Origin of the sequence: Pseudoflavonifractor gallinarum, from assembly GCF_014982855.1 — a bacterium.
Lineage (GTDB): Bacteria > Bacillota > Clostridia > Oscillospirales > Oscillospiraceae > Pseudoflavonifractor_A > Pseudoflavonifractor_A gallinarum.
Genome location: NZ_JADCKF010000003.1, coordinates 66,921 through 91,355, shown reverse-complemented (window position 1 = coordinate 91,355; position 24,435 = coordinate 66,921). Strand labels below are relative to the sequence as shown.

The 24,435-nt window shown below is 56.1% G+C and carries 20 protein-coding genes; 13 read left to right on the top strand and 7 right to left on the bottom strand.

From position 1 onward, the window contains the following. Window positions 1-459, bottom strand: coding sequence for a MarR family winged helix-turn-helix transcriptional regulator (locus INF37_RS04155; RefSeq protein WP_193536615.1), 459 nt, complete (start codon window positions 457-459; stop codon window positions 1-3). A gap of 328 nt (window positions 460-787) precedes the next feature. Here INF37_RS04155 and INF37_RS04150 point away from each other — a divergent pair, with 328 nt between their 5' ends. Then, window positions 788-2,905, top strand: a complete 2,118-nt coding sequence (locus tag INF37_RS04150) for a M26 family metallopeptidase (RefSeq protein WP_193536613.1) — start codon at window positions 788-790, stop codon at window positions 2,903-2,905. After that, window positions 2,820-3,911 (top strand): S-layer homology domain-containing protein, encoded by a 1,092-nt coding sequence (locus INF37_RS04145; RefSeq protein WP_193536611.1) that lies wholly within the window; start codon window positions 2,820-2,822, stop codon window positions 3,909-3,911. The genes INF37_RS04150 and INF37_RS04145 overlap by 86 nt, the downstream gene beginning before the upstream one ends. 174 nt (window positions 3,912-4,085) lie before the next feature. Here the strand turns inward: INF37_RS04145 and guaA are convergent, their stop codons facing one another. Both guaA and INF37_RS04135 read right to left on the bottom strand, forming a co-directional pair. Then, on the bottom strand, window positions 4,086-5,375 hold the full coding sequence (gene guaA, locus INF37_RS04140) for a glutamine-hydrolyzing GMP synthase (RefSeq protein WP_101693027.1): 1,290 nt from the start codon (window positions 5,373-5,375) through the stop codon (window positions 4,086-4,088). Window positions 5,376-5,457: 82 nt separating this feature from the next. Continuing rightward, on the bottom strand, window positions 5,458-6,021 hold the full coding sequence (locus INF37_RS04135; protein WP_101693026.1) for a biotin transporter BioY: 564 nt from the start codon (window positions 6,019-6,021) through the stop codon (window positions 5,458-5,460). A 174-nt stretch (window positions 6,022-6,195) separates the two neighbouring features. On the opposite strand from INF37_RS04135, the gene INF37_RS04130 reads away from it, so the two are divergent. From INF37_RS04130 to INF37_RS04075, 11 genes are all read left to right on the top strand, one after another. Then, window positions 6,196-6,558 carry a PadR family transcriptional regulator gene (locus INF37_RS04130; protein WP_193536609.1) on the top strand — a complete coding sequence of 121 codons (363 nt, stop codon included), beginning with the start codon at window positions 6,196-6,198 and terminating at the stop codon, window positions 6,556-6,558. Next, window positions 6,549-7,796, top strand: coding sequence for a DUF2812 domain-containing protein (locus INF37_RS04125; protein WP_193536607.1), 1,248 nt, complete (start codon window positions 6,549-6,551; stop codon window positions 7,794-7,796). Before INF37_RS04130 ends, INF37_RS04125 begins: the two co-directional genes overlap by 10 nt. Window positions 7,797-8,066: 270 nt before the next feature. Then, window positions 8,067-8,807: a GntR family transcriptional regulator gene (locus INF37_RS04120; RefSeq protein ID WP_101693023.1), complete on the top strand. Its 741-nt coding sequence runs from the start codon at window positions 8,067-8,069 to the stop codon at window positions 8,805-8,807. A gap of 36 nt (window positions 8,808-8,843) precedes the next feature. Continuing rightward, on the top strand, window positions 8,844-9,332 hold the full coding sequence (locus INF37_RS04115) for a (2Fe-2S)-binding protein (RefSeq protein WP_101693022.1): 489 nt from the start codon (window positions 8,844-8,846) through the stop codon (window positions 9,330-9,332). Window positions 9,333-9,352: 20 nt separating this feature from the next. Further along, on the top strand, window positions 9,353-11,602 hold the full coding sequence (locus tag INF37_RS04110; RefSeq protein WP_101693021.1) for a xanthine dehydrogenase family protein molybdopterin-binding subunit: 2,250 nt from the start codon (window positions 9,353-9,355) through the stop codon (window positions 11,600-11,602). 201 nt (window positions 11,603-11,803) lie between these two features. Then, window positions 11,804-12,424: a flavodoxin family protein gene (locus INF37_RS04105; protein WP_101693020.1), complete on the top strand. Its 621-nt coding sequence runs from the start codon at window positions 11,804-11,806 to the stop codon at window positions 12,422-12,424. 174 nt (window positions 12,425-12,598) lie between these two features. Next, the gene (locus tag INF37_RS04100) at window positions 12,599-12,832 is read left to right on the top strand and encodes a hypothetical protein (protein ID WP_101693019.1); all 234 of its coding nucleotides are present in this window, start codon (window positions 12,599-12,601) and stop codon (window positions 12,830-12,832) included. A 103-nt stretch (window positions 12,833-12,935) separates the two neighbouring features. Then, window positions 12,936-14,219 (top strand): metalloregulator ArsR/SmtB family transcription factor, encoded by a 1,284-nt coding sequence (locus tag INF37_RS04090; RefSeq protein ID WP_346728014.1) that lies wholly within the window; start codon window positions 12,936-12,938, stop codon window positions 14,217-14,219. A gap of 16 nt (window positions 14,220-14,235) precedes the next feature. Then, window positions 14,236-14,478: a thioredoxin family protein gene (locus INF37_RS04085; protein WP_193536605.1), complete on the top strand. Its 243-nt coding sequence runs from the start codon at window positions 14,236-14,238 to the stop codon at window positions 14,476-14,478. 165 nt (window positions 14,479-14,643) lie between these two features. Next, window positions 14,644-15,243: a Crp/Fnr family transcriptional regulator gene (locus tag INF37_RS04080; protein WP_193536603.1), complete on the top strand. Its 600-nt coding sequence runs from the start codon at window positions 14,644-14,646 to the stop codon at window positions 15,241-15,243. 163 nt (window positions 15,244-15,406) lie between these two features. Beyond that, complete coding sequence (locus INF37_RS04075) at window positions 15,407-19,036, top strand: S-layer homology domain-containing protein (RefSeq protein WP_193536601.1); 3,630 nt, start codon at window positions 15,407-15,409, stop codon at window positions 19,034-19,036. Window positions 19,037-19,368: 332 nt separating this feature from the next. Here INF37_RS04075 and INF37_RS04070 read toward each other — a convergent pair whose 3' ends face one another. The 4 genes from INF37_RS04070 to INF37_RS04055 all read right to left on the bottom strand — a co-directional run bounded on the left by INF37_RS04070 (window position 19,369) and on the right by INF37_RS04055 (window position 24,414). Further along, a complete protein-coding gene (locus INF37_RS04070; RefSeq protein WP_193536599.1) occupies window positions 19,369-20,076 on the bottom strand; it encodes a hypothetical protein in 708 nt (235 codons plus the stop codon). A gap of 155 nt (window positions 20,077-20,231) precedes the next feature. Continuing rightward, window positions 20,232-20,477, bottom strand: coding sequence for a hypothetical protein (locus INF37_RS04065; RefSeq protein ID WP_193536597.1), 246 nt, complete (start codon window positions 20,475-20,477; stop codon window positions 20,232-20,234). A 51-nt stretch (window positions 20,478-20,528) separates the two neighbouring features. Continuing rightward, window positions 20,529-21,254, bottom strand: a complete 726-nt coding sequence (locus INF37_RS04060; RefSeq protein ID WP_120485577.1) for a M48 family metallopeptidase — start codon at window positions 21,252-21,254, stop codon at window positions 20,529-20,531. A gap of 1 nt (window position 21,255) precedes the next feature. Further along, window positions 21,256-24,414, bottom strand: coding sequence for a type I restriction endonuclease subunit R (locus tag INF37_RS04055; protein ID WP_193536595.1), 3,159 nt, complete (start codon window positions 24,412-24,414; stop codon window positions 21,256-21,258). Between the last annotated feature and the right edge of the window lie 21 nt (window positions 24,415-24,435).

Here is a 24,435-nt window from a genome sequence, read left to right as displayed (position 1 = left end):
TTATCTTCCTCCGGACGGCTGTGCCTGGCGGACACGGTTCATGTTCTCCAGAGCGATATCCAGCAGGCGGATGAATTCCTCCTGCTCCGCCTCACTCATCCCCTCCACCAGGGACTGCTGGGTCTCCAGGGCGATCTCTTTCAGAGGCATCTCCAGGGCCAGCCCCTGGTCCGTGGGCGTCAGGATGGCTTTCCGCGCATCCTCCTGATCCGCCTTTTTCTCGATCAGGCCCTTGCCCTCCAGCCGGGAAAGAATGCCGGCCACCGTGGACTGGGAGAGCTGGAGCTGCTCCTTCAGACGGGCGGCGGTGATCCCCGGGTTCCGCAAGGCGGCGATCAGGGCGTCACTCTGCACGGAGGTGAGCCCGATGTGCTCCATCTTCAGGTTTCGATAATAGGTCACGGCGTTCCCCAGCTGTACGATCAGAGAAGCCGCGCGGAATTGTGTATTCTGAATCATATTCTCCCCCTCCCCCATATTGAATCGCATAAGATGCATCTTATGCGATTCAATATACCCCTTTTTCCGAGGAAAGTCAACCGTCTTTCCTTCGGAAAAGGAAAAGGATACCCACTCCGTAAACGTTGGACAGAGAAAAGCATTACACATGTGAATCTTTACCGGAGAGTAAATATTTTCTTGATTTTTGTGATATTGCGGCGATATATGCAGAATTTTTGTAACAGCTTTTGATATTTTTCCATCTTTCTTGGTTACAAAAATTTTATTAAAATGAATAAGATAACGATTATTGTTACTTTCTGCGTGTGTAAAAAGGAGGAATTCTATGAAAAAACGGCTGCTCAGCATGGCGTGTGTCGTGCCCCTGTGTCTGACCATGCTTCCGGCTACGGCACTTGCGGAGGATTTGGACAATCCCCCTATTCTGTCTGAAGAAAATAGTCCCCAGACCAATGAAAACGCCGCCCTTTCCGCAGAAAACGCTCTCGCAGGAGATGAAAGCGTTGAGGTATCTGAAGAGACGCCTGCTGTCTCCGACGATTGGAAGGACAACGCCGATGTAGCTTGGTTTACCGGGTCCGAGACTCAGTACATTCTCTCTACCCCTGAGGAACTTGCCGGATTGGCCCAGTTGGTCAATCAGGGGGAAAGCTTTCAGGGTAAGACTATCCTGTTAGGCGCTGATATGAATCTGGGCAACCGGGAGTGGACTCCCATTGGCGGAGGCGGATCTGGAAAGCAGTTTCAAGGTACCTTTGATGGAGATGGTCATACCATTTCCAACCTGAAGATTACCCGCGGACTGTCTTATACAGATAAGAATATTAGCATCGGATTTTTTGGCGCCACCCAGAGCGGCGTAGTGAAAAACTTCACGCTGCACAACGTGGATGTGACTGGCAGCGGCCGTGTAGCCGCAGTGGTAGGCGGGGATGCAAATGTAGAGTCCAAGATCACCAATGTCCATGTTACCGGCAGCATACAGATCTCTGGCTACTGGTATGTAGGGGCTATTTTAGGCAACGGCTATACTTCCATCTCGGACTGCTCCGTGGTGGGAGATGGCGCTGAAACCTCCTTTGTTTCCATCACCGGCGGATATGCCGGAGGAATTGTAGGTTTTATGGGGGAAGGAAACTGTGTTACTTCCGGCTGTACGGTCCGGGACCTTACGGTCCAGGGCGCCCATAACGGTATCGGCGGTGTCAGCGGCATCCTCCACTACGGCAACACCATCCAGGACTGCACTGCAGAAAATGTAGTGGTGTGGCAGACCGTCACCCCCGAGGAGGATGGCCGCATCTATGCCGGCGCCTTTGCCGGCACCTTTTTGGACAACGGCGGCAAAACTCCGCCCACCCTGGAGAACTGCGAATTCACCGGCGAAATTTACAGTGGCCCGGACCGGCAGGATATTCTGGAGGCAGAGCGCTATGTCGGCAGCCTGTGGTATGGCGCCCACCCCCCTGCCACGGTAAATATTGCGGGCTGCACCATCCATATGCCTGCTGTGGCCCAGGTCAACGGTCAGTCCTACTCTGATCTGAGCCGAGCCGCCGAGGCCGCCAAGCCCGGCGATACCATTTCTCTGCTGCGGGACATCACTTCCAGTACTTGGAGTACCATCCGCAATCTCTCCGGCATCACGCTGGAGGGCAATGGCCATGTACTGACCCTCAACACCCAGGCATTCCAATCCAATGGCGGCAACACCTTCCGCAATTTTACATTGGACCTTACCGGCAGTGCAGACGGGTACGGCATCGGCGCAGCTTCCGGCGACGTCTTCCAGAACGTGTCCCTTTTGAGCGGCAAAGATCTCTCGTATGGCATTTTTATCAGTGGTACCGACAACGACCATGAGACCGTCACAGTGGACAACTGTACCTTTGACGGCATGTCCCATGCCATTTATGATGATAAAGAGGGAAAACTGGAGTCCCTCATCGTCACCAACTCCACGTTGAAGGGCGGTGCCTGCCTGATCCTCTGCGCTCCCCAGGGCCAGTTCACTGGCAACACCCTGGACGGGACCAAGTTGAGTATCGCAGGCAATGACCAGACCGTCACCGGCAACACCCTCCGCAACGGCAGCAGCATTTCCTTCTATCAGGACGGCTCTATTTTTACCGGAAACCATATCCTGTCCGGCAGCTATCTGGAGTTTGTCCAGGACAACGACCAGAACTGGGACCTCCGGGACAATGACTTCGGCGAGGAGATCATCCTCACCACAGAAGTCGAGACGGTCTCTGTGATCCTCCCCACTCTGGAGAAAACGGGCTACACTTTTGCCGGTTGGCGTGAGGGAGAGACCACTTTCCTGGGGGGGCGTCCCCTGCTCCCTCACCCAAAGTATGACGCTCACTGCCCAGTGGGAAAAGACCTCCTCTGCTGGGTCCGGCGGGGGCTCCAGCAGCGGGACTTCCGGCTCGGACCATAAGACAGAAACCACGGTCCATCCCGATGGCTCCATCACCACGATCGTGACCCAGCCCAACGGTACCGTCACCGAGACCACGACCGATCCCCAGGGCAACAAGACTCAGACCGTCACCAAGCCGGACGGGTCCAGCCAGACAACGGTATCCAATCAAAACGGTGCTTCCTCTGTGGTCACCACCGATAAAACCGGCCAGGTGGATGCCCAGGTGACCCTGCCCTCTACCGTGGTGGAGGATGCCGCCCAGATGGGGGAAGCCGTTGCGCTTCACATGCCCGGCGTATCCGCCACCAACGACCGTGAGAATGCCCCCACGGTATCCGTGATTCTGCCATCCGGCACCGCGGCTAAGGTGGAGATCCCCGTCTCCAACGTGACCCCCGGAACAGTGGCCATCATCATCAAGGAAGATGGGACCGAGGAGATTGTGAAGAACTCCATCCCCACCCAGACCGGTGTGACCATCACTCTGGAAAATGGGGAGACCGTAAAAATCGTGGATAACAGCAAGCGTTTTGAGGATGTAGAGGACAGCTATTGGGGCAGTGCGTACATTGACTTTACTTCTAGCCGGGAGATCTTCTCCGGTACCAGCCAGACTACTTTTACCCCTGAGCAGCCCATGACCCGGGCTATGCTCGTCACTGTGCTGGCCGCCTACGATGGCGCGGATATCTCTGTTTCTTCGGGCAGTTGGTATGAGGCCGGACAGCAGTGGGCTGTGGAGAAGGGTATCTCCGACGGCAGCGATATGGAAGAGATCCTTACCCGAGAGCAGCTGGCCGTGATGCTGTGGAACTATGCGGGCAAGCCTGCATCCAGCGGCGATGTGAGTGCCTATGCCGATGGCAGCGACACCAGTGCCTGGGCGACACAAGCTATGGCTTGGGCTGTGGAGCAGGAGTTGATCTCCGGTATGGGCAACGGAAGCCTGGCACCTCAGGGCAGCGCTACTCGCGTCCAAGTGGCGGCTATCCTCTATCATTTCATCAGCCGCATGGGCTGATTGATTCCATTCAAGCCCCATACGATTTGAAACAGAATTTATGACAAAAAAGAGAGCGAACTGACCAAGCAAAATCAGTTCGCTCTCTTTTTATGAATCATGAAAAGAGGTTGCCAAATCGTTGCCACAGAGGGAATCCGGCCTCAGAAAACCAGTGTCTTCCGGTTGCCTGGGTTACTCCCACTCGATGGTCCCGCTGGGCTTCGGCGTCAGATCGTAGAGCACCCGGTTGACCCCCTTGACCTCGGAGGTGATGCGCTGGGTGATCTTCTGCAGCAGGGCAAAGGGCACGTCCTCTACGGTGGCGGTCATGGCGTCCACGGTATTGACCGCACGCAGAATCACCGGCCAGTCAAAGGTGCGCACATTGTCCCGCACGCCCACCGACTTGAAGTCGGGCACCACGGTGAAATACTGCCACACCTTGCCCTGGAGGCCCGCCTGGGCAAACTCCTCCCGCAGGATGGCGTCGCTCTCCCGGACGGCCTCCAGCCGGTCCCGGGTGATGGCGCCCAGGCAGCGCACGCCCAGGCCGGGGCCCGGGAAGGGCTGACGGTATACCATGGAATCGGGCAGACCCAGCGCGGCGCCGCAGGCGCGCACCTCGTCCTTGAAGAGCATCTTCAGGGGCTCCACCAGCTCAAACTTCAGGTCCTCCGGCAGTCCGCCCACATTGTGGTGGCTCTTCACCGCCTTTACGGTCTTGGTGCCCGACTCGATGATGTCGGGATAGATGGTGCCCTGGGCCAGGAAGTCGATACCGTCCAGCTTGCGGGCCTCCTCTTCAAAGACCCGAATGAACTCCCCGCCGATGATCTTCCGCTTTTCCTCGGGGTCGGCCACACCGGCCAGCTTGTCCAGGAAACGGTCTACCGCATCCACATAGATGAGGTTGGCGTCCATCTCATCCCGGAACACCTTGACCACCTGCTCAGGCTCCCCCTTGCGCAGCAGGCCGTGGTTCACGTGGACGCAGGTCAGCTGCTTGCCGATGGCCTTGATGAGCAGCGCCGCCACCACCGAGGAGTCCACGCCGCCGGAGAGGGCCAACAGGACCTTCTTGTCTCCCACCTGCCGGCGGATGAGCTCCACCTGATCGGCGATGAAGTTCTCCATATTCCAGTTGGCCTGAGCGCCGCAGACCCCAAAGACGAAGTTGGAAAGAGCGGCCTTCCGCTCCTCCGGATCGGCGGGCCAGGGGGCGTCTCCCCCGTGATCGGCCAACAGGACCGGAACAGGGGCATTGTAGATCTCTTTGGAGACGTCGATCTCCACGCCGTCCACCACGCGGTTGGGGCCGCCGTTGAGAATGACGCCCTTCACGTTGGGGAGCGCGGCCAGCTCCTCCGCCGTGATGTCATGGGGATGGATCTCACTGTACACGCCAAGGGCACGGATCTCCCGGGCCAGTCGAGGGTTCTCTTCACTGCCCAGATCCAGAATGACGATCATGTCCTGCTTCATCGCAGTCCCTCCTATGTCAGATTCTGGTCTTATCCTACCATACCGGCGCACGGGCCGCAAGAGATTTGGTCGAATTCCGCCGTTATCCCGCCCGGCGTTCCAGTGCCTGCCCCACCCGGCGGCCCACCAGCAGAGCCAGAGCGATCTTGATGGCGTCCGGGAGCACAAAGGGCAGCACGCACAGTCCCAGCGCCGCCGAGAGGCTCATGGGGCCGGAGGTCCGGGTATATACCGCCAGGAACCAGGCCGTCCCAAATGCATAGCAGACCACCAGACCCAGCACCATGGACAGCGCCAGGACCCATCCGCGGCGGCCCAGGAGCCGCTCCATCCCCCACACGGTCAGGGCAGAGCCCAGAAAGCCCAGGATATAGCCGCCGGTGGCCCCCAGAAGGACGCCGATCCCACCTTTGAATCCCGCAAAGACCGGCAGGCCCACCATGCCCATCAGCAGATAGACGGCCACCGCCGCGCTCCCCCGCTTTCCGCCCAGGATGGCCACTGCCGCGAAAATACCGAAGGTCTGCAAGGTAAAGGGAACCGCCGCGGGAATGGAGATCCAGGCGCACAGCGCGATCACCGCCGCCATCAGTGCACACTCGGCCAGCGCCCGGGTCCTGCCCCGGGAAAGAGTCTTTGTATCCATGTCACATCCTCCTATGTTCGGTATGATTCTGCCTGGAACTTTACCATATCCCGGATTGATTGTCAACCTAATTTTATTGCTGGTTTACAATCGAATGGGAGCGTTGACAATATCGAGGCGCGATATTATAATATCAACAGACGATATCGACTCTTGATATTAGAGGTGAGATTTATGGCAAAGAAAGCCCTGGAGGCCCTGAGCGAGCCCATGTTCTATGTCCTGATGGCCTTTCAGCCCGGGCCCCGCTGCGGCACAGAGATCGCCTCCTCTGTGGAGAAGCGCACCCAGGGGCGGGTGAGGCTGGGCCCGGGCACCCTCTATACCATTCTGGCCAAATTTGAGGAGGAGGGCCTCATCCGGGAGCAGTCGATCCTGGGCCGGAAGCGCACCTATTCCCTCACTGAGCTGGGGGAACAGCGCTATCAGGAGGAGCTCCGCCGCCTGCGCGTCTGCCTGCGGGACGCGGCCGAGACCGAGCGAGAGCTGAGTGCCGCCCCGGTGCCAACGGGAGAGGAGGGGACGCAATGGGCCTGAGCTCCTCCCGGCATCCCCGGCTGGTCCCCCGGCTGAACTACGTAGACCCCTGGGACATCCCCGCCATGGAGAGCTGGCTGGTCCAGATGGCCGCCCAGGGGCTCTACTTCGTCCGCTGTTCCAAGGGCCTGCTCTGGTTCCGGCGGGACACCCCCGGGGCGGTCCGCTACCGGCTGGATGCCATCTCTCCGCTCTCCCCCACCCCGGACCTGGAGACCTTTCAACAGGCCCGGGAGATGGGCTGGCTCTATGTGGGAAAGCTGGGGCAGTTCTCTCTCTACCGCTGTGACGACCCGGACGCTCCGGAGCTCCACACCGACCCTCTCACCCAGAGCATGACCCTGGAGCTGCTGGAGCAGTCCATCCGGCGGAATGTGAGCCTGTGTACCCCCCTCTTTCTACTGGGCATTGGTATGATCCTTGCCGGATTTCTGGGCGGCCGCCCTCCCGTGCTTCAGTTGGTGGAGAGCTCCGCTGCCTTCTCCATGCTGGGCTCCCTTCTTCTGGATCTGATCGTCCTCGCCTGGCTGCTCCTCCAGTGCCGCCGGTTCTGCCGTCTGCGCCGCAGCCTCCGGGAGGGCATCCCCATGGAACACCGGACCGGCCGCTTCCGGGGACAGGTGACCCGGAGCCGGTTCCTGATTCTCTTCGCGCTGCTCTTCGCAGTGCTCTCGGCCGGTATCTCCGTCCGCTCTATCTCCGGGCGGGAGCGCTGGAACATCACGCCGGAGCACCCCTCTCCCCTCTCCTTTCATCTCACCCACATTGAGACCGATCCCGCCTTCACCTACCGCCACCTCTATCTCTCAGACCGGGACATGGAAAATCACGTACAAGCGGCGTGGTCCCTCTTCGCCCCCGCCCAGTATGAGATCGAAGAGGGCGGCGAGGTCCCCGGTCGGAACTGGCCGGATAACAGCGGGACCTATTCCCCCTCCTTCCGCCTCTCCTACTACCGGCTCACCCTGCCCTTCCTGGCAGAACCCCTCCTCCGGGCGCTGATCCAGGAGGAGTACGACGACTGGTATGTCTATGAGCTGGAGCACGAGCCGGGGCGCTACCAGTTCCTTCGTGTGGATCAGCCCGGCCTGGACGAGACCGCCCTGGTCTACGACGCGGTGGAAGATACCTGGGAGATGCTCTTTGCCCGGCGGGGCGCCCAGGTGGTCGTCCTGCGCTACTACGGCCTGGAAGATCTGTCCGCCGCACTGCCCGCCCTGGCCCAGGCCCTCGCCTGATAATCCACGAAAAGACCGCTGCCTCTCTCCCGGAGGTCGCGGTCTTTTTGTGTTTCTCTTCCGGTACGTGGGATTCTGCACAGGTGTTTCTCGGCTTTAGACTCTAAAGTTCAGCCTTTTTTACCAATCCATTTCAGGCAAACAAAGCACTTTGTACAAATTTCAAGATCAAAAAGAATTGCTCTTGCATTTGTGATACAAACGATGTAGAATAATGCCGTAAACTTATAAGGACAGCGTACAACTTATAAGGATTGTGAGGATGTCGGAATGGCTGCAACCAATCTTAGCTCGTATATGGCGGTGAAACGCCGCCTCCTGGACATGTTTCGCAGTGAGACCTTTCCAGGCAACAAACTCCCGCCCGAGGATCAGCTGGCCAAGCGCCTTGGCATCAGTCTGGTCACCCTGCGGGAGGCCCTGATGATGCTCACCCTGGAGGGGTATCTCACCAAGCGGCACGGCGTGGGCAATTTCATCCACCCCAGCGCGCTGGACCCCACAAACCGGGTGGACCAGGGTTTCTCCTTTGCCGACACCTTCCGGCGCAACGGCCGCACCCCCGGGATGAAGATGCTCTTCCTGGGGATCGAGCCGGCCTCCCCCGCGCTGGCGGAGCGGCTCCAGGTCCAGCCGGAGAGCCTGCTCCAGCGCTACGAGACCATTTACACGGCCGATGATCACCCGGGCGTCTTTACCATCAGCCGCCTCTCCCTGGATCTGGTCAAGCGCCCCTTCCGTCCGGAGGAGCAGAACTGGTACATCCATGAGTGCATCTGGGACCACTGCGGGAAAAAGCTGGCCCACTCCCTCAACGATTACCAGGCCGTGGCCGCGGACGAAAAGGTCGCCGCCCTCTTTGAGCTCCCCAAGGGAACTCCCCTTCTCTACTGCGAACAGCTCTTCTATGATGTGCAGGATGTGCCCGTCCTGCTCAACGTCCACTACTTCCATCCCCAGCACTATGGGATGCGCGTGCTCCAGAACTGGAACATCGGCGCACAGTCATAACCCAACCGGATTTTGGAGAGAAAGGATGCATTGACGATGCGAGACATTACCCTTCACATCAACGGCACAGACCACGCCCTTCAGATCGAGGACAACTGGACCCTGCTCTATGTACTGCGGGAGGTTTTGAACCTGACCGGCACCAAGTACGGCTGCGGCACCAACGACTGCGGCGCCTGCAAGGTCCTGGTGGACGGCGTGCCCAAGAACTCCTGCGTGCTGCTGGCCCGCAACCTGGAGGGCGCGGACATTCTCACCATCGAGGGCGTCAGCCACGACGGCCACCTCCACCCTGTCCAGCAGGCCTTTGTGGACGCCGGAGCCATCCAGTGCGGCTACTGCACCCCCGGTATGGTCATGACCTCTCTGGCGCTGCTGGCCAACAACCCGGACCCCAGCGAGGATGAGATCCTCACCGCGCTGGAGGGCAACCTGTGCCGCTGCACCGGATACAAGAAGATCGTGGAGGCCGTTCAGCTCACCGCCCGCCGGATGCGGGAGGACGACGGCGCCCAGCAGGGTTAAATGAGGAGGGAACCAGTATTATGAAGTACATCGGACAGCCCACCCCCACCATTGACGCCGTGGCCAAGGTCACCGGCGAGGCCGTTTACACCGACGACCTGCGCTTCCCCGGTATGCTCTGGGGCAAGGTCCTGACCAGCCCCGTGGCTCACGCCCGCATCCGCTCCATCGACACCAGCAAGGCCGAGGCACTGCCCGGCGTGCGGGCCGTCATCACCTATCAGGACTCCCCCAAGACCTGCTTCAACCGCATCATGCGCTGGGCCAAGGACGGCATCCCCGCCACCGAGCGGGTGCTGGACGACGTGGTCCGCTTTGTGGGCGACGAGGTGGCCGCCGTGGCCGCCGACACCGAGGCCATTGCCCAGAAGGCCATCAAGCTCATCGAGGTGGACTATGAGGAGCTCCCCGCTGTCTTTGATCCCGAGGAGGCCCTGAAGGAGGACGCTCCCCACATCTACCCCGAGGGCAACCTGCTCAAGGCCCAGCGGGCCGAGTGCGGCGACGTGGACGCCGCCCTGGCTGAGGCCGACGTGGTGGTGGAAAACGCCCTCTCCACCCAGATGATCCACCACGGCGCCATTGAACCCCACCAGTGCATCGCCCGCTGGAACCGGGGCGACTATCTGGAGGTGTGGGAGCCCCAGCAGGGCGTCCACCGGGTCCAGATCATGCTGGGCCAGATCTTTGGCCTGCCCTATACCAAGATCGCCATTCACGGCGGACTCATCGGCGGCACCTTTGGCGGAAAGGACGGCGTCCTGCTGGAGCCCATCGCCCTGCTGCTCTCCAAGAAGGCCGGCGGCAAGGTGGTCAAGATCCGCTACAACCGCACCGAGTCCATGGTCTCCACCTACACCCGCCATGCCATCAAGCTCTACGGCAAGATGGCCGTGCAGAAAGACGGCACCATGACCGGCTTTGAGATCCGCTCCTTCATGAATTCCGGCCCCTACTGCGGCGGCAGCATCAACGTCCAGGCCGCTATGTGCGGAAAGATGTTCAAGGTATACCAGGCCCCCAACCAGCGCTTTGACGGCAAGGCGGCCTATACCAATACCCCTGTGGGCGGCGCCATGCGTGGCTTCGGCTCCCCCAAGGTCTTCACCACCCTGGAGCTTCTGGTCAACAAGGCGGCCAAGGCAGTCCATATGGACCCCGTGGATTTCCGCGAGCGCAACCTGGTCCGCCCCTACGGTCTGGACCGGGGTGCCAACGACACCCTGGGCAACGCCCGGGTCCACGACTGTCTGGTCAAGGGCGCAGAGCTCTTCCGCTGGAAGGAGAAGCTGGCCGGCAAGGCCGCCAAGGAGACCGACCGCTATGTCTACGGCTACGGCGTGGCCACCGCCCTGCACGGCAACGGCGTGGCTCCCTTTGCCCCCGACATCACCGTGGCTGAGCTGATGGTCCATGAGGACGGCTCCGTCCTGCTGCGCACCGGCCTCACGGACCACGGCGCGGGCACCTATACTCTGATGAAGCAGATCGTGGCCGAGACCCTGGACATTCCCTTCGATCAGATCGAACTGACCCACTCGGATACCCACAGCTGCCCCTATGACATGGGTTCGGGCGCCAGCCGGAACACCTGGTCGGGCGGCGCCGCGGTGGAGACGGTCTCCCGCCAGATGGAGCAGACCCTCCGCGCTGTGGCCGCCGACGCCCTGGGCTGCCCGGTGGAGCAGGTCCAGCACAGCGACGGCGCCTACTGGACCGAGGGCAGCGACACCCGTCTGACCCGGGCGGACCTGGCCTGCTACGCCTATGACCACCAGAAGCGCAAGCTGCTGGAGACGGTCTCCTACTGCTCCGACCACAACGCCGGCTCTTACGGCGCCCATTTTGCCGAGGTGCGGGTGGATAAGCAGACCGGCGAGGTCAAGGTCACCGACTATCTGGCCGTGTGCGATGTGGGCACTGCCCTCAATCCCATGCTGCTGGAGGGCCAGATCGAGGGCGCCGTCCTGATGGGCATGGGCATGGCACTCTTTGAAGGCCTCCAGCTGGACGAGAAGGGGCGCCCCATCAACGCCAATCTGAAGAAATACCGTCTGCCCCGCTCCACCGACCTGCCCCCCATCTCCATCCACTTCGTGGAGGAGTTCGAGCAGGGCGGCCCCTACGGCGGCAAGAGCATCGGCGAGGCCTCCATCGTCCCGGTGGTCCCCGCCATCGTGGGCGCGGTCAACGACGCCCTGAACGCCGACCTCCACGTGCTGCCCCTGACCCCCGATCGGGTCAAGGCCGCCATGGAAGGCCGTAGCTGATTCCCCACGACTTTGGAGGGCAGAGCTTCCGCCTCTGTGCGGTAAGGCCGTCTTCCGCATCCATTTTCCTCTTGACGGCCCGTCAAAAACATCCTACCATAAAAGGCAGAAAAGAAGGATTTTATCTCGTTGTTTTCTCTGTCAGAATGCCGTCAGGCAGTTTCCCGGTATAGACCGATCAACGAAAGGAGCGCATCTCTCATGGTAAAAATTCTTGGTATCTGTGGTAGCCCCCGCAAAAAATCTGCCTACACCGCCCTGAAGGCCGCTCTCGAGGCCGCCGAGGCCACCGGCGACGTGGAAGTCGAGCTGGTGGAGCTCCGTGGCCGCAAGCTCAATTTCTGCATCCACTGCAACCAGTGCACCAAGCAGGGGGTCACCTACTGCCCCGTCTATAAGGACGACGGCATGACCGAGCTCTATGAAAAGTTCTATAATGCGGACGGGTACATCATCGCCACGCCTGTGTATGAGATGAATATCACCGCCCAGCTGGCCACCTTCTTCAACCGCTTCCGTCCCACATGGACCATTCTGAAGGACAACCCCGACTTCTTCGCCCGCAAGGTGGGCGGTGCCATCGCCGTGGGCGGCACCCGCAACGGCGGCCAGGAAATGGCCATCAACGGGATCCTGGGCTTCTATCACACCCAGGGCATCACTGTCTGCAACGGCGGCGTCTGCGTCTATGCCGGCGCCAGTCTGTGGAATCCCGGCGACGGCTCGGGCACCATGGACGATCCCGAGGGTCTGGAGAAGGCCCAGGGCATCGGCCGCAAGGTGGCCATGCTCACCAAGCTCCTGGCCCCCGCCAAGGAGTAATACAAGGATGAAATGCCCGGCCTGCACAAGCAGGCCGGGTTTTCTCTTGCCGGCGGGAGGGCGTACAGGACTTGCCGCCCGGTGCTCCTCCCATTATAATAGGGTCTGCCGGAGCATTGCGCTTCAGCCCATGCAAGGATGTTCTGTCCGAGCGACAGAGGAAAGGAGCTTTTTATGGCTGACATCATCGACATCACTTCCTTCCGCTCCCCCGCCGCGCCGGAAGAGGAGCGCAGACAGGCCCTTCTCGCCCAGCTGGCCCAGGTAAAGGAGGAAATTGCCCGGCTGGATCTGGAGGAACCGGAGGATATGGAGAGCGAGGCCTATGAGGTCTGGGGCGACCGCCGGGAAGCGCTGGAGGACCAGGCCGACGATCTGATGGACCAGCTGGATGAGCTGGACTCCTGATCCTGTCTCTCATCATATATTGACGTTCTTCTATCTGTATGGTATAATCCGTTTATAACATATCGATATTTTTCTATTTATTCAGGTAAGAGGAGGGCCGTGTATGACCCACGAAGAATTGGCCAAAGTATGCAAAGCGCTGGCTGACCCCAAGCGGCTGCAAATTCTCTCCATGCTCTCCCAGCAGCCCCTGTGCGCCTGCAAGATTCTGGAGGCCTTCTCCATCACACAGCCCACCCTCTCCCACGATATGAAGCTCCTGTGCGGCGCAGGCCTTGCCATCCCGGAGAAGCGTGGCCGCTGGACCCACTACACCCTGAACCGCGACACCCTCCACAGCGTCCGCCAGGCCATCGACGGCCTGATGGACGCCCTGGAGTCGGCCGCATGTCCCGCCGGACCGGAGGCCCCTGCCCCAGGCACCACTTTGAAAGGAGATCCCGCCATGCAGACAGAACACAGCACCAAGCTCTATGTCCTCACCGGCTTCCTCGGCGCCGGAAAAACCACCCTGCTCCTCCGCCTCCTGGACGCGCTCCAGGGCCGCCGCATCGGCGTCATTCAGAACGAATTCGGCAAGCTGGGAATCGACGGCACCATCCTCCGCAATGACAACATCCAGATGGTGGAGGTCAACCGCGGCTCCATCTTCTGCTCCTGTCTCAAGCTCCAGTTTGTCCAGGCGCTGGCCGAGATGGCCGCGCAGAACCTGGAGTACCTCTTTGTGGAGAGCTCCGGTCTGGGCGATCCCTCCAATGTGGAGGAGATTTTGCAGGCGGCCCAGGTGGCGGCCGGCGCATCCTACGAGTTCCGGGGCGTGATCTGTCTGGTGGACGCCGTAAACTTCCTGGAGCAGCGCGGCGACCTGGAGACCGTCAACCGGCAGCTCAAGCACTGCCACCTGGCGGTCATCACCAAGACCGACCTGGTCTCCCCCGCTCAGCTGGAGGAAGTGGTCCGGGCCATCCGGGAGATCAACCCGGTCTGTCCCATCGAGCAGAGCCAGATGGGCTCCCTCTCGCCCCAGTTCCTCCAGGACGACCTGCTCCTCTATCAGTGGGCAGAGGGCGAGGAGACCACCAACTCCGCGGAGACCAAGCCCAAGACCCTCTTCATGGATTTCTCCGGGACCGTGACCCGGGAGCAGCTCACCGCCTTCCTCCGGGAGATCCAGTCCGATCTCTACCGCTGCAAGGGCTTCTTCCACCTGGCAGACGAGGGCTGGAACCAGGTGGATCTGGTGGGCTCCCGCATCGACTGGAAGCCCTGTGAGGAAAAGGAGCTCTCCCAGCTGGTCTTTATTTCCCGGATCGGTCCGGCCGTCATCAAACATATCTTCTCTGCCTGGGAAACCTGTGTCGGGCAGGAGATGAAACTGCGCAACTGATCAGGAGGTCATGGATATGGATATCAAGGTAATCGGTGCCGGATGCGACAAGTGCGGCAAGCTCTACACCAACACGCTGGAGGCCCTGTCCGAGCTGGGCGTGGAGGTCCCGGTGGAAAAGGTGGAGGGACTGATGGAGATCGTGTCCCTGGGCGTGATGTCCTCCCCTTCCCTGATGGTGGACGGCAAGCTCCTCATCGCCGGACGTATCGCCAGCAAGGGCGAGATCGTGGATCTGCTGCGCCCGTATCTGTCGTAAGTTCCCCTTTCACAAACCATTTTATTTCCAACTTTCAAGGCTTTTCGGCTTCCACCGGAAAGCCTTCTTTTTATTTCACCAATTAACCTGCTAAATTGACCTGTATCAATGCATCTGTTCCTAAAAATGGTATAATAAAAGCAAAAACAATTGGGAGGGATGCACATGGATATGAAGGGCTATGTGGCCGATATTCTGCACGTTCCCGCCAGCATTTTAACCGATGATTTGCTCAATGAGATCGAGATCCACGCACTGCCCAAAGGCGCCTTTCTCATCCGTCAGGGAGAGCCTCAAGTCTATGTCTCATTTCTGATCGACGGTATCATCCGCGGATTTTTTCTGGACGCCAACGGCCAGGAGGTCACCGACTGTTTTGCCTTCCGTACCGGGGCGCCTGCCATGCCCGGGCCAGATATTACGGGCCCGTCCCCCATCAGCATCGAGGCCCTGACCGATTCGACGATTTTGACCATTCCGCTCTCCATTGTCTCCTATCACCTGGAGACCAATATGGAGCTGCTGAAATATGCCTACAACCTGCTGATGGAGTCCACAAAAATGCACTGGGAACTAAAAATCGCCATGTATCAGTACACCGCCCGGGAGCGGTATCAGTGGTTCCTGCAGACCTACCCGGGCCTGATCCAAAAGGTCAGCAACAAGTACATTGCCTCGTTTCTGGGCATGAATCCATCCACACTGAGCCGCCAGCGGACCGCGCTGCGTGAAAAACTGGTGTCCGACTCATATCCGGAGCGTTGATCCCTGTGCGGCCCCCGCCGCGGCTCAGTCCCCACGGCCGGCATATTTCATCGCCGTGGGAATCCGGATATGCTGCCCTGACCAGATGCAAGGAGCTGATTGCATGGTATGATCGCACCCCCTTCGCGTGTCCCATTCTAAACCAGTAAGAGGAGTTGGAGAGATGAAACCACAAAAGACAGATCTCCGAAAGGGACTGGCCTCCCTTCTGACCGCAGCCATGCTGGCGGGTATCCTGCCCACCGGCGCCCTGGCGGCGGAAGCGGTCTCCTTTTCGGACATTCAGGGCCACTGGGGCCAGCAGGCCATCACCGATGTGGTCAATGCCGGACTGTTCAGCGGTATCGACGCGGACACTTTTGATCCCGACGGGAGTATGACCCGTGGTATGTTCGTGTCCGTGCTCTACCGTCTCTCGGAAAAGCTGGACGGTCCCGCGCCCACCGGCGCCGATGCCTCCTTCCAGGATGTGAGCGCCGACGCCTGGTATGCCCAGGCCGTCTCCTGGGCCGTCAAGTCCGGCGTCACCGCCGGATACAGCGACACCCGTTTCGCCCCCGATGAGCTGGTCACCCGGGAGCAGATGTGTGCCTTCCTGATCCGTTTCCTGAACTACATGGGCTATGATCTCAGCGGCTATCAGGCCTCCGCCAAGTTCGATGACGACGCCGCCATCAGCGCCTGGGCCAAGGATGCGGTCTATCTGTCCCAGGCCCTCGGTCTGGTCAAGGGCGTGGGCGGCAATGTCTTTAATCCCAGCGCCACCGCCACCCGTGCCTCCGTGGCCGTCATCATGGACGAGCTGATGGACAAGACCGACGAGCTAGTCCAGCCTGCCAAGCCCACACCCACCACCAAGCCCTCCGGCGGCGGCGGTGGAGGCGGCGGCGGAAGCACCACCACTGCCCTGTCCGGCATCTACATCCTGCGCAATGAGGTGGATGTCACCGGCGCTGCCCTGCACTCCGGTGATGAGCTCTACACCTATGTCTCCCCCAAGGATTCGGTCTATTCCATCCGCTGGCTGGTGGGCGGTGTAGAGAAGTCCTCTGAGAACGTCTACACCGTGTCCTCCCTGGATGTGGGCCAGACCATTACCGCTGAGGCCACCGGCACCGGCAGCTACTCCGGCACCGTGACGAGCGCCGCCACCGGCAAGGTGGTCGCGCAGGTGGATCCGGGCGAGACCGATCCCGACAAGTCCCCTGTTGTCGTGGATGAGGGCGCCAAATTCGTCAACGAAAGCGGCGAAACGATCGAAATCCCCGCGGATGCTGTCCTCTCTCTGGATGTCACCCAGTCGGACGAGGCGGTCCCGGAAGAAGAGTCCGTCAAGATCCAGACTGCCATCACCAATGCCTACCCCGAGGCTGAGGTGACCCCCGAACTGGTGACCCTGGATGTGGATCTCTCCATGACCACGGAGGACGGCACCGATCAGAAGGTCCACCCCGTGGGCGAGACCACCGTCACCCTGTCCCGGGAGGCCCTGGGCCTGGCGTCTGACGCCGACCTGAGCCTCTACACCTTCTTCGCCAGCCACACCAATAAAGAAGGAACGGAAGAGGCCGTACCGGGCGAAGTCGTCACCATCGATGGTGCGGAGTATATCCGCTTTACCCTCAATGGCCTGAGCCGGATCTACATCGGCAACGTGCCTCCCCTCACCGTCACCTTTGACACCGACGGCGGCACTGAGATCCCCTCGCAGAAGGTCAAGCTGGGCGGCTATGTGAAGGACGTCCTGCCTCCCGTCAAGGACGGCTGGCTCTTCGCCGGCTGGGACCATGACCTGGCCAAGGAGAACATCATCAAGGACATCAAGGTCACTGCCATCTGGGTCAAGGGCGAGCTGGCCGCCAATGAGCAGCTCTCCGGCACGTGGAGCACCGGCGCGAAGCCCGAGGAGATCGAGGAGCCCACGGTGGCCAACGGCACCGTGACCATCTATGTGGATCCCACTGTGACCTATGCAGCCAATCTCAGCTACACCCTCACCGTTTCCCCGGTGGAGGGCGCGGTCAAGGCCGCTGTGGCTCCCACCGCTGAGGCTGCCATGGCTTCCACCGAGTACAAGGAAGTCTCTGACGCCTTCCCCGGCATCGTGGCCGAGGTGTCCGATGCTGAGGGCAAGCCCCTGACCTCCAACGAGGTCCTCTACATCAAGTGGGCCGACGCCGAGGGCAAGGTCCTTGGTCTCCAGTCCGCCCGCCTGGTGGTGCGCACTGCCCAGGATGTCCCCGGTGACTACGACACCCAGACCCGCCTGGAGACCAAGGACGTCAACCGCGGTCTGGGTACCGTGGAGTACTACCTCACCGGCGGTAAGGCCGGCGAGACCGTTCTGCCCGACTTTGTGGGCACGGTCAACGGCTATCTGAACAGCAACTGGGTCGACGGCGTCGAGACCTACGAACTGCACACCTACGGCAGCTTCTATGACATCTTCCAGGTTTCCGGCAGCAATGTCACCGAAAAGAACTATACCGGCCTCAAGATCGTAGTCACTCCCTTTGCGGGTGAGACCTTCTCCGGCGTGCCCGAGGTATCTGCGGAGATTTATGACAACCAGACCGACGAATATGAGACATATCCTGTGTCGGCTGCTCTGGAGGATGGCAAGGTAGTTCTCACCGCGGCGAAGCCCGCTTCCGAGGATATCGCCATGGTGGACATCACCCTCACCCTCAACGGGGTAAGCCAGATGCTCAGCGTGGACTTTGGCGGCACCTCCTATACCCGTAAGCACTACAACACCGCCGTGTGGAGCGAGGCATTGGAGATCCTCCGCGGCAACGAGTACACTGCGGTCACCTATACCGGAACGGAGGATGTGGTTCTTACTGAGGACCTTACCCTGCGTCCAGGTCAGTATCTGGATCTCTCCAGTGCTTCCCTGACCGTCTCGGCCCGTCTCACCCTGGAGGGCGACGCCAATCAGGCCGCCAACCTGTCGGTGGACAACGGCTCCCTCATCGTGGCCAAGGGCGGCGTCCTGTCCACCAACAGCCAGAGCGAGCAGCAGAACCGTTATTACAATACCAATGTCAATGCGGAGGATGGCATCACCGTTCGCTCCGGCGGCAAGGTGGAGGTACCTCAGTATGGCTATCTCCGCCTCCACAGCGAAAAGGGCGGTATGCATCTGGACGAGGGCGGCTCCATTTCCAGCGCATGCATGCTCTACCTGGACCGCAATCCGGAGAGCCAGGTTCCCAACGTCTTTGCCGGCACGGTCACCATTTCCGACACAACGAGCCACCAGGCCAGAGTGGAAGTCAACGACGGTCTGACGCTGGAGCCCACCGCCCGGGTCTTCGTAGAGGGTACCTATGCCCGCTTCGATGTCTACGGCGGCATGACTACCCAGCAGGGCGCCGTGGTGGAGAGCAGCGGCCGGGTCAACATCAACGGCCGGAGCGAGAACTACGGCAGCTTCAACGTCAATGGAGGCAGCTTCTCCTATCAGAACACCGGGTACTCGACCTACAACATGGGTACCATCACGGTGGCCTCCAGCGCCCGGCTGGTCGCCTCGGGTACCGTTCTGGTGAACTCCGGCTCCATCACCGGCGGCGGTGTGCTCCAGTGCGGCGAGTTCAATGACGTTTCCAGCTACGATAACGGCATCGAGTATGTGGAGACCGGCTTGGATTGGAATGAGCGGACTCCGGCCAACTACGACCGCTATCAGTTCGTCCGCGATCCCTCCGCCACGGTGGATGTGATCTACTTCATCGGTGAGCTGTCCAATCTCAACGACGGCAGCTGTGACCTGACGATCACCAAGTAAATTTCCACAGCATAACAAAGGGAGGACTGCTTTTCAGCAGTCCTCCCTTGAATTTTGAAAACAGTTGCCAAATCGTTGCCGCAGAGGCCACCAAGCCTTCAAAAAGGGGTGTTTTCAGGCTTTTCAGGACGCCCGGGTTACTCCCACTCGCTCCTGTCAGAAGTTTTCTAAACAGATTTGCTTATAGGATTTAGCTCAGAGTATTGGTATTCTTTTCATTATTTAGATAGTAGAGGCTATCTGATTTTTTGTTGCCATGGTGTTGCCACAGATATGCATACAAAATATGCCGATTCCCCGCCAGGAACTCAAACAAACAGAAGGTCACAGTTCTACAGCCATTCCGGATCCGTTAAAGACAATTGTCCTTCCGCAGTCATCCTCGCTATAGTAGAAAGAGATTTATATACGTTTTCTGTGAAGCACCGTTTTTCTGAAACATTTTTTTGAATTTCGTAATAGATACAAAAACGATGGGATAATACATATACAAAATCAAATGAATCTTGGAAGTTGTTTAGTACTTCAGTAACCCATTCCAGACAATGGTCCTCTGCGTAAGAAGTTGGGGTTTCGGAAAAGAGTATCGCTAGCCCAACTTTTCGGAAATTCTTTTTATACTGCTGAATTTTCCCCGCCTTTTTCAGCACAATTTTCTGGACAAGCACTTTTTCGCTGTCCGAAGTTCCTGTTGTGCTGATTCCGACTTTCGTTCCTTGTACTGGTACAAATTTGTAGCCACTTGCCCTGATCCGCTCCTCACTTTTTTCATTATCCCCACCTTTTGTTTGGTGTAATTCAGAAAAGGCTCGAGAAGCTCTCATATCATTTTCTTGTGCAGCAGAAACGACTTCAATACCTACGCCATTCTCATTATCTTGAAGATCTGGAGCTTCCCCATTAATCATAGTCGAAAATTTTTGAGGATAAAGATACCGCAGAATTGCGAGGACCTTATACTCTTGAGAATGCTTTTGAATGCCGGAGTTAATTGATGTGGAAAATTCTTTTTTCTTGACCAAATCAGTCTCAATGTTCATAATCATTCGCCCTCGGTAGAAGTTTAATGAGCATCTTTTGTAATCTCCAATTGAAGCATTAGCATTTCATTATCAGAAGGCATCGCCATGGTTGCCTATGATTTCTCGTAGCTATTGATCACCAGGCTTACCTTACATATTCTACACCATTGACCTCAAACATCTATCAATTCTTCATTTTGTTGCTTCATCCGCTCATTAACCGCGTCGGTATACTCGGGATTTCTATAATACTCACGAATTGAAGGTAATAGCATTCTAGCCAAACTCTCAATCTGCCACTCTGCTAACTCAAAATTTTCCATGTTATATTCTTCGGCATGTGTGGTCTCAAAGTTATCATCGAAATGCACAACTATCATCGGCATTTTTGACGCTTTCAACGCTTCATCAAGTTCCATACTTCTCGCTCCAGACCGAAATAATAAACATTTTTTGATTCACATCCAACCTCACAGGCCGTGTACCACTTCCTGATCCAAAATACACTTTCGTTCTTTCCAATCAGGCATGTAGTTAGACAGGAACATATAAAACTGTTTGCTGTGATTTGGATATAAAAAATGGGTCAGCTCATGCAAAATAACATAATCAATGTAAGGCATCCGAGCTTTAATCAAGTAAAAATTTAAAGTTATAGCTCCTCGATTTACGCTGCAGCTGCCCCACAAGGTTTTCATCTTACGAACTGCAACTTTCGGCATTGCAACTCCATATTTTTCGATAATCGGATACCAATGCTCTGCTCGTTTCTGTAGAATCGCTTTTGCTTGTTTGCGCCACCAGCTTTCGAATAAATTCCAGACTTTTTCTTGATCATCTGGGTCATGACAGCAAATATAGATACGCTTGCCTTCAGAATACACTTGTTCCTTATCACACTCCGTTAAAACAAACAGCATGTCTTCGCCAAGCATTTTAATTGAGAAGCCATTTCGAATCTCATCTGTCGCTGCATATCCACTTGTTCTCTGAAAGGACTCTAACTTTGACTCAATCCAGCTGCTTTTGTCTGTCAAAAATTCTTCAGCCCATTCTATCGGTACTGTCTGTGGTATTGATAACACAATTTCCTGTGTCGGATAGACCTTTAGGCGACATGTTTTCATCGTCTTTCTATCAAGATTGACCTCAACCGTTTTTTGGGATGTTGGCAACATAATGCTGACTTTCTCCATATCAATAGCCCTTCTTTGCCACCATCATAATTTCATCAATAATGATATCGATTGTATCCAAACTCCAATCAAGTTGATTATCTTCCATATAGTCAAACAGCAAATCATCGAGCGCCTTTTTGATGTCCCTGTGTACAATGACATTGTCTCTCCAGTCACGCTTTGTGTGTTTCACAATAACGTCTTTGATGTTTAAGGCCAATTCGCCCATCGCATCAGTAATTTCTACGTCAGCAACACCAGTTGACTTTTTGATACCTGCACAAACAGCACCATAGAAAGACTTTGCATCGCTATCATCCACAATATTCTCTGGATATTTAACTGAACTCCGGCCAGCTCGATAGTCCTCTGCCATTTTCTCCATGGAAGAAAGGTACTTTTCACTGTCACGCTCCTGCATATAGTCCGAAAGGGCCTTTTTTATTCTTTCCATGAAAGTCATATAACGAATCGGATCTACATACCGCTGACTTTCGAGCACTTCAACCTGACGTGTTTGAATAGCTTCTGCTTTTGCTTCACTAGACCCTAGTCGAGCAAGCTGTTCCTCCATCTTTTCCTTGTTTGTAATATCCAGCGGTTCAATCAGGATTTTTGCGTCTTCTGCGTTCACATAGGTATTCAGCAGCTGACGAATGCCATCCTCATATCGAGAAAAGTCCACACGATCATTGAAGCGAAGAGATACACTATCCTTTAGTTTTTTGAAAAACAGATAGTCTTTACGATAAACTTCTGCCTGATCAAATCCAACAGCTTCAAATAATTCGTAGCTGGAATACATAAAATCCACCATCTTCGCAAAGGCAGACAGCTTTTCATAGAAATTTTTGCGCACATCATGCTCTCTGAGACGTTCCTGCCATACATTTGCACTAGACTCGTTGGGATCGATCCCCTTAAATATTTTCCAAAGCTCGTGATGAACTTTCTCCAGCTTTTGCTTTTCTTCTGAAACCGAAGATATTGCTGACTGAATTTCTGAACGATTAAATAGATTCATTCCGGATTGCTCGTCACTATACAAATCCAAAGCAGAATTCAGTTTCTTAAAGATTCCCATATAATCGACGACCAAACCAAAATCTTTGTCTGGATATACTCTGTTCACACGAGCAATAGCCTGCAAGAGGGTATGATCCTTCAACTTTTTATCCACATACAGCACAGCGGCAATTGGTGCATCAAAACCAGTGAGCAACTTATCTTTTACAATCAGTAGATCAACATCACCTTCTGGATCAATAAACCTCCCAGTTACAGAGTCTTCATAGGCGTCATAGTTATTTTTAAAAAGGGGATCAACCTCTTTCCGGAAAAATTCTCCTATAATTTTTTCAGTTTGAGGAGTGTTGTTTTCATCATCACCCTCTTTGCCGGAGTTAGGAGTAATAACTACCGCCGGAGTAACTCCGCCGAGATCTCTCAATTTATAAAAAAGCTGCACCGCTTCTGCACGCGAAGCACACGTGAGCATAGCTTTGAATCCCTTTGGCTTAACATAATTGATAAAATGTTCATGCAGGTCAAATGCTATCATATTGAGGCGCGCTTCTGTCTGAGCAAGAGCAACAAATCGGCTATACTTAATCTCCAGATCTTTCTTAGCTTTTTCCGTAAGGCCTACAGTAATATACTTCAGATGAGCGTTAATCTGCTCACTGGTAACTTGTTGAGGGATCACGCGGCCTTCATAAACAATAGGAACCGTTACTTTATCGTCAATAGCATCTTGAAGTGTGTATCTGTCGATTTCAGGACCAAACTTTTCATAGGTATCTCTTGCCGGAATAATATCACGTTTATTTTCTTTCGGCTTTTTCTGCATCAGGGGAGTACCTGTGAATGCAATCTTCACGGCGTTAGGCAGAACTCGGTTCATGTAGATATTCAACTTGCCATATTGTGTTCGATGCCCTTCATCAATAAAAACAAAAATATTTTCGCTGTCATTACAGTATTCCTGTTTTACTGCAGCTTCGAATTTATTGACCAGTGCAGTAATGACCGTATTACTCTCCTCTTTCAGCAATTCAATCAAACCTTTGCCGGTCTTGGCACGGTGAGGACTCATCTGAGTGTGAATAAAGTTATCCCTGATCTGTTTGTCCAAATTGATACGGTCAGTTACCATCACAAAACGCGGCTGTTTGATCATGCTTTTTGGCTGCATACTCTCACGCAGAATCATTTTGGTTAGCATAATCATGGTGAGAGTTTTACCGCTACCTTGTGTGTGCCAAACCACTCCACTTCTGGTGTTTGCGCCGTCTTTCAGCAAAATACGATTCATGCATTTTTTTACTGCAAAGTACTGTTTATACCGGCAAATTTTCTTTACATTGTTATCGTAAATGATGAAATTGCGGATCAGATCCAACAGTCGCTCCGGGTGCAACAATGAAACCAATGCTCGATCCTGTTCCTTGATATGACCATCCGGAGAGCATTTCCGGCACCAGTCGTTCAGCCATTCTTTATCGTCCTCGTGCCAGGACACAAAGTATTTTGCAGGCGTTCCACAAGTGCCGTAAAGCACCTTATCCGGATTAACTGCTAGAACTAACTGTGCGTAACGGAATAGATGCGGAATGTACTCTTCACCCCAGTTACGGATGTTCTGGTTGACACCTTCCATTACATCAACACTGGATTTTTTACATTCGATGACCACCAGAGGGATGCCATTGACCAGCACTACGATATCCGGACGAGCGAATTTACCATTAGAACGTTCTACTTCAAACTCATCCGTCACTTGGAATGTATTATTTTCCGGGTGTTCAAAGTCAATGAAACTCAAATCAAAGGACTGACGGGTTCCGTCAGGCAGATCCTCTTCCATGCTTTTGCCCGCACAGAGAAGCTCATAGATCGCCTTGTTTTCAGCATACAGTCCGGCTGCACTGAACTGGTCTACAGTCTGCATCGCCTTAGCAATGGAGCCTCCTGAAAAGAATCTGTCTTCCGTGCCAAACTGATATGTCTGGTGGCTCAGAAAAGACTGTAGTTCTTCCGTAAATAGCACAGCCCGACGAGAGCCACGTTTTTTCTCTGCTTCACTCCGGGGAACAATCGTATATCCCAGCTTTTCAATTACTTTTAACGCACGGTCCTGAGATTCAGGACGTTCATTAAAAATTGTGTGCTCAGGCATGTTTCTTTCCTCACTTATCTG